This window comes from Pectobacterium betavasculorum (genome assembly GCF_000749845.1).
In the GTDB taxonomy this organism is placed as follows: domain Bacteria; phylum Pseudomonadota; class Gammaproteobacteria; order Enterobacterales; family Enterobacteriaceae; genus Pectobacterium; species Pectobacterium betavasculorum.
Genome location: NZ_JQHM01000001.1, coordinates 280,471 through 292,560 on the forward strand (window position 1 = coordinate 280,471; position 12,090 = coordinate 292,560).

The window sequence follows — 12,090 nt, forward strand, 5'->3', positions numbered from 1 at the left end:
TATTTGCGTAAAATCACGCTCCGGCTTTATCGTTTCAGCAAACCGGAATCTCCCTTGTGCAATAACAGATAAACCGCTGGAATCACCAGCATCGACAGTAGCGGGGCACTAACCATGCCGCCTATCATCGGCGCGGCGATCCGCTGCATGATTTCGGAGCCGCTACCGCCTCCCCACATGATGGGAAGCAGCCCCGCCATAATCGTTGCCACGGTCATCATTTTCGGCCGTACGCGCAGAACCGCCCCTTCGTGGATCGCATCCATTAGCTGTTGACGCGAAAGCGCCTGACCCGGCACACGGTGCTTTTCTACCGCATGGTTGAGGTACAGCAGCATGATGACGCCAAATTCCGCCGACACACCTGCCAATGCAATAAAGCCTACCGCACCAGCTACAGAAAGATTATAGCCGAGGATATAAAGCAGCCAGACGCCGCCAATGAGCGCGAAGGGTAAGGTTGCCATAATCAGCAGTGCATCCTTGATGCGGTTGAAGGTGATATATAGCAACACAAAAATGATCAGCAGCGTAAAGGGCACGACAATTTTCATTTTCTCCGTAGCGCGCTCCAGATATTCAAACTGACCGGACCAGCTTAACGACACGCCTTCCGGTAGCGTGACCTGCTGGGCGACGGCCTGCTGCATGTCTTCAACAGCGGATTTCAAATCACGGCCGCGCAGGTCGACATAAATCCAGTCCGATAGTCGACTATTTTCGCTTTTCAGCATGGGCGGCCCTTCGCTGACGCGAACATCGGCCAGTTCTGCCAGTGTGACTCTGCTGCCATTGGCTGTCACGATGGGCAGGTCGCGCAATTTTTGCAGCGAATCGCGTAATTCACGCGGGTAGCGGATGTTAATGGGATAACGCTGACGGCCTTCAATGGTTTCGCCGATGTTTTGCCCGCCGATCAGCGTAGCGACCACCGACTGAAGTTCCTCGACGGACACGCCGTAGCGTGCGGCACGCTGGCGGTCGATATCAATATCGATATAGCGCCCGCCCGCCAGCCGTTCCGCCAGCGCAGACGTCACGCCCGGAACTTGTTTTACCACCTGTTCGATTTGCGCGGCGGTACGTTCTATATCTTCCAGATTGTTGCCGTTAACCTTAATGCCCACCGGACTTTTGATACCGGTTGCCAGCATATCCAGACGGTTGCGGATAGGAGGCACCCACACGTTGGCGATACCCGGCAGGTTGACGGTACGATCCAATTCGGCAACCAGCTTGTCCATGGTTATGCCATCACGCCATTGATCGCGTGGTTTCAGCCTAATCGTGCTTTCCAGCATGGTCAGCGGCGCAGGATCAGTCGCCGTGTCGGCACGGCCCGCTTTGCCGAAAACCGACTCGACTTCGGGTACTGTTTTAATCAATCGGTCAGTTTGTTGCAGCAGTCGGCCCGCTTCCCGTGCGGAAATACCGGGCAGGGTAGAGGGCATATACAGCAAGTCGCCCTCATCCAGCGGTGGCATAAATTCGCTTCCCAAACGGCTGAGTGGAAATAGTGTCAGTAGCAATAGCAGGCCGGAAACCAGCAGCGTGGTCTTCGGGTAGCTCAGTACTTTTTGCAGTACGGGATGATAGAGCGCGATCAGCCAGCGGTTAATCGGGTTTGCCTGCTCGTCCGGTATCTTGCCGCGAACGAAATATCCCATTAATACCGGCACCAAAGTAATCCCTAATCCTGCGGCGACGGCCATGGCATACGTTTTGGTAAAGGCCAGCGGTGAAAACATGCGGCCTTCCTGCGCTTCCAGTGAGAACACTGGCACAAACGACAGCGTAATGATTAGCAGACTGCAAAACAGCGCGGGGCCCACTTCTACTGCCGCCCGTTCTGCCAACTGCCACCACTCGTTATTCTGCGGCTGTTTCCCTGGGTTTTCATGCCGCCACTGTTCAATGACTTTATGCATGTTCTCTATCATCACGATGGCAGCATCCACCATGGCACCGATGGCAATCGCGATACCGCCTAGCGACATGATGTTCGCGTTCACCCCCTGATAACGCATGATGATAAACGCCCCCAGAATCCCCAGCGGCAGGCTGATAATGGCCACCAGCGCTGAACGGAAGTGAAACAAAAACAGGGCGCAAATGATCGCGACGACGACAAACTCCTCCAGTAGTTTGAAGCTAAGCGTGTCGATGGCGTGTTCAATCAGCTGTGAGCGATCGTAGGTTGGCACGATCTCTACGCCTGCGGGCAGGCTTTTTTGTATTTCCTGTAACCGTGCTTTGACGGCATGCAGTGTATTCAGCGCGTTTTTTCCATAGCGCATAACGATGATGCCGCCCGCCACTTCGCCTTCGCCATTCAGTTCGGCGATGCCGCGCCGCATCTCCGGGCCTTCTCTGAGCGTGGCCACATCCTGCAATAGCACAGGAATACCGTTACGGGTAGTAATCACCACGTTATTAAAGTCTTGTGCCGTTTTCAGGTAGCCGGTGGTGCGTACCATATACTCTGCTTCACCCAACTCCAGCACCGAGCCGCCATTTTCCTGATTAGCCGCCTGAACGGCACTGACGATCTGCTGGTGGGTGATGCCCTGTGTCCGCATACGTTCTGGATCGACGACGATCTGATATTGTTTGACCATCCCCCCCACGCTGGCGACTTCTGCCACATCAGGCACCGTTTTCAACTCATATTTCAGCAGCCAGTCTTGAAAGCCGCGCAGGTCGGCCAGACTGTATTTTCCGCTGCGATCCACCAGCGCGTATTCGTAGATCCAGCCGACGCCGGTGGCGTCCGGGCCGAGCGAGGTTTTCGCATCAGCAGGCAAACTAGATTGCACCTGACTGAGATACTCCAGCACGCGGGATCGCGCCCAGTAGGGATCGGTACCATCTTCAAACAGCACATAGACGTAGGCGTCGCCGAACATGGAGAAGCCCCGTACCGTTTTGGCACCGGGAACGGAAAGCATGGTGGTCGTCAGCGGGTAGGTCACCTGATTTTCCACCACCTGCGGTGCTTTCCCCGGATAGCTGACGCGAATGATGACCTGTACGTCAGACAAGTCGGGCAGAGCATCCAGCGGCGTTTTTTGCAGAGAAAGCAGGCCCCACGCTGCCATGAACAGCGCCGCCAGTAAAACCAGCAGGCGGTTTTTGAGCGACCAGCGAATCACGTAGGCAATCATGGGTGGCCTCCATGTCCGGCATGCGGATCGTCAGCGGGTAAAAAATGCAGAACGTGAATCCCGCTATCATCCATGTTGAACTGGAAATTGACGGTGCTGCCGATCCCCACACCCTGTGGCAGCCCTGACGATGGCAGCGCGAAATCCATCGTCATTGGCGACCAGTTGAGTGCCGGGACGGCTTCATGCTCAATGGTGACCTGATTGCCGTTTATCGCTTTGATCACTCCCTGGGTTTGATAACCAACGGGAGCGGCGGGCGTTGCCGATGTTGTTGGGGATATCGATGCATCAGCAGTAAATTGTGGCAGGGCGCTGCGCAGACTGGCTTCGGAGTCAATCAGGAATTGACCGGAGGTGACCACGCTGTCGCCTTCTTTCAGTCCATCAATGATTTCCACCCAATCGCCCAACGATGCGCCAGCGGTAACGTGGCGCGGAGTGAAATGGCCGCTGCCGTCGCTTAGTAAGACACGATTTTGGCTACCGCTGACCAACAAGGCTTCCTGTGGGATTGCCAGACGTGGCTGTGCCTGAGTGTGAGAAAGTTGGATAGTCAGGTACATACCGGGTTTGAGCTGCTGTTGCGGGTTGTCCAGAACGACACGCGCTTTTAACGTGCGCGTGGTGCTATCCAACACGGGCAGCAGTTCGCTGATGTTGCCGTGGAAAGTTTTACCCGGCCAGGCGTTGCTGGTGGCGCTGATATTGCTACCGATAGTTAGCTGCGCCGCCTGTGCCTCGGGATAATCGACATCTACCCAAACCGGGTTCAGGCTGGCAAGTTCGAATAACGGCTGGGCAGGGTTCAACTGCATGCCCTGCCGCACTTCCAGTTTATTAACATAGCCATTTTCAGGTGCAATAATCGCGAGCCTATCCTGCGGTTTGCCGCTATGCTCGACCTGCCGAATAATGGCTTCCGGCATGAATAACAGTGACAGCCGTTGGCGAGCCGATTGGGTCAGTGCTTCGTCGCCTAGGTGCCGTACCGCCAGATATTCACGCTGCGCCGCTGCCCAGGTCGGGTTCCACAACGTGGCGAGCGTCTCGCCTTTCTTCACTTGCTGTTGCAGTGCATTGACCGTGAGTTTCTCGACAATGCCGCCGCTAGGCGCGACCAGCGTGTGCAATCCGCGTTCGTTGAGCACGACGGTGCCATAGCCTGTGGCGCTGTCGGCAAGTTCGCGCATTTCCGCGCGGGCTGTGCGAACGCCGAGGTTTTGCTGCTGACGCGCGCTGACGGTGACTCCGCCATCTTCCTGAACGTCATCGGCATAGCGGGGAACCAATTCCATATCCATAAAGGGCGACTTCCCCGGTTTGTCGAAACGCTTATCCGGCACCATCGGATCGTACCAATAGAGAACGGATCGTTCTGGCTCGGCGGTAGAAGACGAGTGCGGTGTTTGCTGTTTGCTAATCAGATAACCCACGCCACCCGCGCAGAGAATAGCCAGCGTCATCAGGCTCAGCATCAGTGATTTTTTCGTTACGATTTTAGTCATCGCGTAGGGCTTCCCTGTGGCGTTAGATAGCGGATAGCGGCCCAATATTGAGCCATTTCCCGTGCGGTATCCTGAACGGCAATCCGGCTTTCAAGCAGCGCCCGACGGGCATCCAGTACGGCGGAAAGATTACTGCTGCCGGATTGATATTGAGCCTGAATTAGCTTGATGCGCTGCTGTTGGAGGGGGAGGATTTCGCTGTTCTGGCGCTGCCAGCGCGACTGTGCGGCTTGATATTGAGCAATCAGCGTATCGAGTTGTGCCTGATGTTCTCGTTCGGTGAGCAATACTCTGTCGCGCGCCTCCATGTTGCGCGAGACGTCTGCGGCATAGTCCTTATCCTGACGTTTAGATTTGAATAACGGTAGATCGACCGTCACCATCATGCCCGCCATGTCGTCGTAGTCATCTCCACGCTTCGCGTAATAGACTTCAATATCGACATTAGGAATAGCGGCAACGGCTGACTGTGCGGAACGAGCCTGAGCCAACTCGGCTTCACGCTGTGCCTGTTGCATTTCGGGGTGCTGATGAATGGTGTTGCTCAACACATCCGGTGAAGCAGGTAGCCGTTCAAAACGGGGAAGCGCGCCGTTTATATCGATATCTGCAATACCGGTAAGCTGTACCAGCCGGGCATGTGCGATGCGGGTATCTCGCTCGGCATCGGCCTGTCTGTCCTGCATGGTTGCCAACGTCAGGCGGGCATCCAGTACGCTACTCGCTTCACTACCCGCCGCCACACTCGCTTTTTGTGAGGCGATCTGCCGCTGGCTTTCGGTGACCAGCGCCGTGACCTCGCTCAACGCTTTGCGTGAGAGCGCCAGATCCAGCCATGCCTGAGCGGTTTCCCGTTGCAGGCGAGCACGAATACTTTCGCTATTACTTTGCAGTGCATCGGCTTCTACTCGAATGGCCTGTGCCTTGCTATCACGCTTACTGCTGCTAACGTAGGTTTGCATGACGCCGATACGTTGCATCGTCATGCCTTCCCGTGTGAGTCGGCTACCGTTATTGCCGCCCAATGGCAGGTTTTCGACGCCAAATTTCAGTTTAGGGTCGGGAAGCTGTGTGGCGGAGTCGGCCATGTTCTGTAGCGCATTAATCTGGTGTTGATTGGCTGACAGATCGGCGGAGTAACGTTCCGCTGCCTGTAAGGCCTGTTCAAGACTCAAATCTGCCGCAAAAACGGCGGCAGGCAGCCACAGCAACATCGCCAGACACGCGCGCGTGGCGTCGTGTGTGGATAAGTTCATGATGTGCTCCGGTTAGGGTTGCTGTGGCGTAATCGCGGTCAGGGTGTAGCCGCTGTCATTCTGGACAAAGCTGAATGTGACTGGCGTATTGACAGGGAGCGGCGTTATTTCTCCACTGGATGGCAGCGTGAATGCCATCGTCATAGCGGGCCATTTTAGATTGGCAACCGGGGCGTGAGAGAGCGTTACGCTATCGGCGTTCCACTGCTTAACCATTCCGGTAGTGTGATAAACGGCGGTGACCGCCGGAGGATTGGTATGCATCATCGTGTGATGCTGGTGGTCGTTTGCCCACACGGGGAAAGTGAAGGAAGAGACGAAAAAAATCAGGCTGCTGATAATGGCCGAGTAAGTGATACGCATAAAAATAATCCCAATAAAAGTAATTGATAAACAATATGTTGCGCCAGATGGCGCAGGAGTTATCAATAGCTTGGGTTATTCTCTGAATCGGCAGAAGCGGATCTCAGCTGGAGGGCCAGCCGCAGGAGGAGAGAGCCAGGCATCGCATGCCTGATTTATCATTACAGAGTTGTCAGCTAAAACCAGTTCACCGCTGACTGGTAGAGCTAATAATGCTAATGAGCCGTTATCCTGCTTCACGCTATCCGGTACGCAGTGTTTTTCACACAACGGCGTTTGTTGGTCGGCTGCGTAAGACGCTTCCGCTGCATGCTGAGCGTGAGATGATGACGGCTGAACGTCAGCCTGTTGCAGATGTGCCTGATGCTGGATAGCGGGGGATGCCTGGCTGAGCGTCATATCGCATTGATGACCTGCAATAGCCAGTTGTGCATTCAGGAAAAGCCAACACAGTGCCAATAGCCATCCCCATCTGCCTTTATGGCGCAGATGATGAATGAGTAATGGAGACCGTGATGATGCGGACATGGCATTTCCTTTTTGGACGTCTAAGAAGTGTAAGCGTCTGAGCGGGAAGGGGGCAAGCGGGGAATGGCATAGTTTTGTAAAGTCGTTTTGTAAATTGGCAGATATCCATCTGCCAATGTTATCAATGAGTTAATTATATTTAACCGTGCAGTTACTGGATGAGAAACTGGTACGTGGTATCCGAGCGATAGACTTTTCCCGGTTTTAGCCAGCAGTCGGGCTGCGGCCAGTCTGGATGATTCGGGCTGTCCGGCAGGAATTCGCTTTCCAGTGCGACGCCGGCATAATTTTCATACTGACCACCGTCTCGCGACGGTGTTCCGGCCAGAAAGTTGCCGCTATAGAGCTGTAAGGCGGGGGCGCTGGTGAAAACGCTCATCAGCACGCGGCCATCGGATGACCACAAATTGGCTGCCGGACTTTCGCTGGATCCACAGGTGCGATGCAATAAATAGGCGTGATCGTAGCCGCCGACGGCCATTTGATCGCTATCGCGCAGGAAATCTTCCTCCAGCGTTTTCGGCTGACGGAAATCCATTCCGGTAGCGTTAACCGACGTCAGATCGGCGTTGGGAATGCCTGCGCTATTGACGGGTAAATAATAGTCGGCAAATAGCTGCAACTGATGCTTACGTACATCAGTCAAATCGCCATCAAGGTTGAAATACGCATGGTTGGTCAGGCAGACAGGGCAAGCTTTCTCCACGGTGGCCTGATACGAAATTTCTAACGAATTATGTTCGGTCAGTGCGTATGTCACCTGCACATTTAGATGACCGGGATACCCTTGGTCGCCATCCGGTGAGTGCAACTGATACGTTACCTGTGTTGCATCCTGACTGGCTATTCGCCAGCGGCGAGCATGAAAGCCTTCCGGGCCACCATGCAACTGGTGCTCGTTCTGATTTGCAACCAAATTGAAGATTTCGGTCTCTCGGCTGAATGTGGCTTTGGCTATGCGGTTGGCATAGCGGCCAATCGATGCACCGAGATAAGCGCTTTGTTGCGGGTACTGTTGGGGCGATGCACAGCCCAATAAGACTTCTCGCACCTCACCTTCCGGTAGCGGGAGCTCACAGGAAAGCCAGGTTGCACCCCAGTCCATCAGACACACCCGCATGCCTGCCTGATTCTGCAACGTCGTTAATTGAAACGGCTGGCCATCTGGTGCCAGCGTGCTAAGACTTTCATTCAACATGACTTGCTCCTGTAGAGGCCTGAGAAGATAGAGAGGATTGGCCGATGGTTGCAATGTTGGGAAATTAAGCAGAAAGGAGTTTGCTGACAAAGTACGCCGAGCGGTGTTAATGGGTAGATCGTAAAGACGCTGCAAGTACGTCCGTTGTAAGCTCGAACCGCGCAGATAGGAATCTCATTCCTGAGATTCACCCTTTCAGGGCCGTCGCAAGCGACGTTCAAAAACGTTCCTGACGTTTTTGTCCCTGGCGCGGACTTTACTCTTCTATCCCATTATCACCGTTCTTGTTCCCTAAATGGGGTTGTCAACGGTATGAATCAGTTCTGCTTATCTTCCCTTATCTGTCACTCGGCGTGAAAAAACGTCGTCAAGCCTCTTCGTACCCATTAGGGTGGTTGGATTGCCAGCGCCAGGTATCCTGCGCCATTTCTTGTAATGAACGCGTGACTCGCCAGTTAAGATCTTTCGCTGCACGCTCGGCATCCGCCCAGTAAGCAGGCAGATCGCCCTGACGGCGCGGTGCAAAATGGTGAGCCAGCGGCTTACCACAGGCCTGACTAAAGGCTTCGACGACCTGCAATACACTGTAGCCTATGCCTGCGCCCAAGTTATAAATGTGTACGCCAGCACGATTTTGCAGGGTGTTCATGGCGGCGATATGACCGTCAGCCAGATCGACGACATGGATGTAATCGCGTACGCCAGTGCCGTCAACGGTAGGATAGTCATTACCGAAGATCGCCAGCGAATCGCGACGGCCTACAGCAACCTGAGCGATGTAGGGCATCAGGTTATTAGGAATACCCTGTGGGTCTTCACCCATCTCACCGGATGGGTGGGCACCGACTGGGTTGAAATAACGCAACAGCGTAATACTCCATTCTGGTTCCGCATGTTGCAAATCTTGTAGGATTTGCTCAACCATCAGCTTGCTGCGGCCATAAGGGCTGGCTGGGTGTCCGGTTGGGAAGCTTTCCTGATAAGGCGTGTGTGGTTGATCGCCATAAACGGTGGCGGAGGAGCTGAAAATCAGGTTTTTCACACCGGCTTTCTTCATCGCTTCAACCAGCACGAGCGTACCGTTGACGTTATTGTCATAGTAACTCAGCGGTTCACGCACCGACTCCCCCACGGCTTTTAAGCCAGCAAAGTGGATGACGGAATCAATAGCATGTTTAGCGAAGATATCGTCCAGCAGCGCGCTGTCGCGGATATCTCCCTGATAAAAAAAGGGCTTTTTATCGGTTAAACGTGTAATGGTTTTAACGACGCTAGCCTTGCTGTTGCACAAGTTATCAAGAATGACGGGAGTGTGCCCGGCAGCCAGCAATTGAACGCATGTATGACTCCCTATGTAACCGCTACCACCTGTAACCAGAACGTTCATAATGACCTCTATATATCGCAATGTTGTAAAATAACATGGATGGATACTGAAAAAGGTGATCCACAGCGAGAATCTGCCTCTGTTATCAATGATTTTTTTACAAATAAATTTAGTGAAGCGTATACGACAGTGTAAATGAGCTCGTCTTTCTACCCTACATTTTATTTTGTGGTAGCGTTATCATTTCTGTTTTAAGCGTTATCCCTATAGCTCATCAATTTGATAGCCATAGATATTATTTTGTGGGACGAAAGTGAGCCGATGCGTGATGCACTCAGGTGCGTCCTCCGCATGGTGGGAGACAAAGAGCAACTGCGTTTCGCCCTCGCCAATCAGAATATCCAGCCAGCGGCGTACTAGCTGGCGATTGAGCGGATCAAGCCCCTGTAGCGGTTCGTCAAGAATGAGCAGGGCAGGGTGTTTGACTAACGCGCGGGCAATCAGCGTCAGACGCTGCTGACCCCAGGAGAGTGATTGAAACGGCGTATCGGCGATAGCGCCACTGAGCCCAAGCAGGGTGAGCCACTGTTCAGTCAGGTGACGTTGACGATCGGAAACTGCTTGATAAATACCGATAGAGTCAAAGAAACCAGACAGGATGACGTTACGCACGCTGGTGCTGACACGGTAATCCAGATGCAAGCTGCTACTGACGTAACCGATGTGGCGTTTGATATCCCAGATGGTTTCACCGCTGCCGCGTTTACGGCCAAACAGGGTGAGATCATTGCTGTAGCCTTGCGGGTGATCGCCAGTAATCAGGCTGAGCAGCGTCGATTTTCCTGCGCCATTTGGTCCGACAATCTGCCAATGCTGCCCTGGCAATACTTCCCAGGTCAGCTTGTGCAGAATAGGGCGATCGTTGTACTGCACTATGCCGTTACGTAGCAGAATACGCGCTTCATCGGCGGGGAGCGTCATATACCGCTGTGGATCTTCGGGTTCTGGCAGCGAACTTCCCGACAGTTTTTCGCTAAACGCGAGTTGAGCCACCAGTGCTTCAGAGAGAATCGCTTCACGCTTGCCAACGCGAGTCAGCGTGCAGTCGGCCAACACACCAACATGGTTGATAAACTCAGGAATGTCGTCAAAGCGATTTAAAATAAGCACCAGCGTATAGCCAGCGCTTGCCAGTTTCCGCAGTTCGTCAACAAGCTGCTGGCGAGAGGCAATATCCAGCCCATCAAAAGGATCATCAAGGATCAGCAGATCGGGCTGAGGCATCAGCGCCTGACAAAGCATTGCCTTGCGGGTTTCCCCCGTCGAGAGGTATTTGAAGCGACGCTCCAGCAAATGCGCAATATCAAACTGGCGTGCCAGCTGTTCACAACGTGCAGGATCGTTGAGGCTATCCTGAATCACTTCTGCTGTGGTGCGGCCAGTGTCGTCTTCGCCTTCGCTCAGGAGATCGGTGTTATTGCGTTGCCACTCGTCAGAAACCAGCTTTTGCAATTGCTCAAACGACAGACGAATAGGATGTTGAAATCCGGTTATCCGCTCACCACTCAATAACGGTAGTTCGCCAGAGAGCGATCGCGCCAGTGCCGATTTACCACTTCCGTTGGCTCCGACAAAGGCCCAGCACTGGTTTTGTTCAAGCGTCAGTTCGTCCAAACGCAGCATGCGGGTATCGCTGAGACGAAACAACCCTTGCGTAATTTTCAACAATGACATCTTCTATCCTTCGTCAATGGCCTGTAGCGCTAAAGTGGTATTAACAAAGCGTGGCGATGATGACCCGGTCGGCATGAAAACAGGCCTTCACATCCATTCCCAGTTGCAGCTTTTGCTGTTCAAGCAAGGTATTCGACACCATGGCACACAGGGTTTCTCCCCCAGTTAGCGTAATCAGAATTTCGCTGTTTTCCGCACCGTGCTGAATGGCCTGAATTTGTCCTGGCAAGACGTTATCTACTGCGGGCGCGGCGGAGGTGGTGGCATACACATCGATCCACGGTGCTTTAATCAGCGCCAGCACCTCTTTTCCTTTCTGTAATTGCAGACGCTCGGCGCTTTGCTGCGTAATCAGCGCGCTGATCGTTGTTTTACCATCGGCGAGTAAAATATCCAGATGTTGTTGCACCTGTTCTTCACCGCGTGCGAGCACCGTTCCAAAAAATTGATTACGTGCGCTGGTTTGCAGCGAGAAACGCGCGATGGCTGCCAGCAGGCTATCCAACGGCAGTCCTTCTTCCTGCAAGACATCAAAGGCTTTTTGCTGAATTTGTGCGAGTAAATCGTACAGTTGAAGAAGGCGTGCGCCATAGCGGGTAAGTTGTGCACCGCCGCCGCCTTTGCCGCCCGTCATGCGCTCGACGATAGTTTGCTCGGCCAGTTGGTTCATCTCATTGATGGCATCCCATGCGCTTTTATAGCTAATTCCCGCCAGTTTGGCTCCCTGACTGATTGAACCGGTATGGCGAATTTGCTTGAGCAATTCAATACGCCGCGGGTCGGCGAATAAACGCTGTTGGAGTTTCAGGGTGAGGAGAATTTCAGCCTGCATAGTGAGAGCACCGTCGATGAGTTCAATTCCCTGTATTGTCGCTATTTTTTTCATCAGGGGCAAATCGCACAAATAGGCGCACTATTTTCTATTACTGCGGTAGACTACATCACAATTACGACGATCTCGGTTTACAGTGAAATAGCGTACCAAAAGGGCTAAAGTAGCGTTACCGTTGCA

The 12,090-nt window shown here is 53.5% G+C and carries 9 protein-coding genes; all 9 read right to left on the reverse strand.

From position 1 onward, the window contains the following. Nucleotides 1–26: 26 nt before the first annotated feature. Nucleotides 27–3,164, reverse strand: a complete 3,138-nt coding sequence (locus tag KP22_RS01280) for an efflux RND transporter permease subunit (protein WP_039321888.1) — start codon at nucleotides 3,162–3,164, stop codon at nucleotides 27–29. Continuing rightward, nucleotides 3,161–4,672: an efflux RND transporter periplasmic adaptor subunit gene (locus KP22_RS01285; protein WP_039321892.1), complete on the reverse strand. Its 1,512-nt coding sequence runs from the start codon at nucleotides 4,670–4,672 to the stop codon at nucleotides 3,161–3,163. Before KP22_RS01285 ends, KP22_RS01280 begins: the two co-directional genes overlap by 4 nt. Further along, nucleotides 4,669–5,928, reverse strand: a complete 1,260-nt coding sequence (locus KP22_RS01290; RefSeq protein ID WP_039321896.1) for a TolC family protein — start codon at nucleotides 5,926–5,928, stop codon at nucleotides 4,669–4,671. Before KP22_RS01290 ends, KP22_RS01285 begins: the two co-directional genes overlap by 4 nt. A 12-nt stretch (nucleotides 5,929–5,940) precedes the next feature. After that, complete coding sequence (locus tag KP22_RS01295; protein WP_039321898.1) at nucleotides 5,941–6,291, reverse strand: copper-binding protein; 351 nt, start codon at nucleotides 6,289–6,291, stop codon at nucleotides 5,941–5,943. Nucleotides 6,292–6,366: 75 nt separating this feature from the next. Continuing rightward, nucleotides 6,367–6,819: a hypothetical protein gene (locus tag KP22_RS01300; protein WP_039302158.1), complete on the reverse strand. Its 453-nt coding sequence runs from the start codon at nucleotides 6,817–6,819 to the stop codon at nucleotides 6,367–6,369. Between the two features lie 151 nt (nucleotides 6,820–6,970). Further along, nucleotides 6,971–8,017, reverse strand: coding sequence for a galactose-1-epimerase (gene galM / locus KP22_RS01305; RefSeq protein WP_039321901.1), 1,047 nt, complete (start codon nucleotides 8,015–8,017; stop codon nucleotides 6,971–6,973). A 367-nt stretch (nucleotides 8,018–8,384) separates the two neighbouring features. After that, nucleotides 8,385–9,404: a UDP-glucose 4-epimerase GalE gene (gene galE, locus KP22_RS01310; RefSeq protein ID WP_039321904.1), complete on the reverse strand. Its 1,020-nt coding sequence runs from the start codon at nucleotides 9,402–9,404 to the stop codon at nucleotides 8,385–8,387. 204 nt (nucleotides 9,405–9,608) lie between these two features. Next, nucleotides 9,609–11,078 carry a molybdate ABC transporter ATP-binding protein ModF gene (modF, locus tag KP22_RS01315; protein ID WP_039321907.1) on the reverse strand — a complete coding sequence of 490 codons (1,470 nt, stop codon included), beginning with the start codon at nucleotides 11,076–11,078 and terminating at the stop codon, nucleotides 9,609–9,611. A gap of 40 nt (nucleotides 11,079–11,118) precedes the next feature. Next, nucleotides 11,119–11,910 (reverse strand): molybdenum-dependent transcriptional regulator, encoded by a 792-nt coding sequence (gene modE / locus KP22_RS01320; RefSeq protein WP_039321910.1) that lies wholly within the window; start codon nucleotides 11,908–11,910, stop codon nucleotides 11,119–11,121. Nucleotides 11,911–12,090 lie beyond the last annotated feature (180 nt).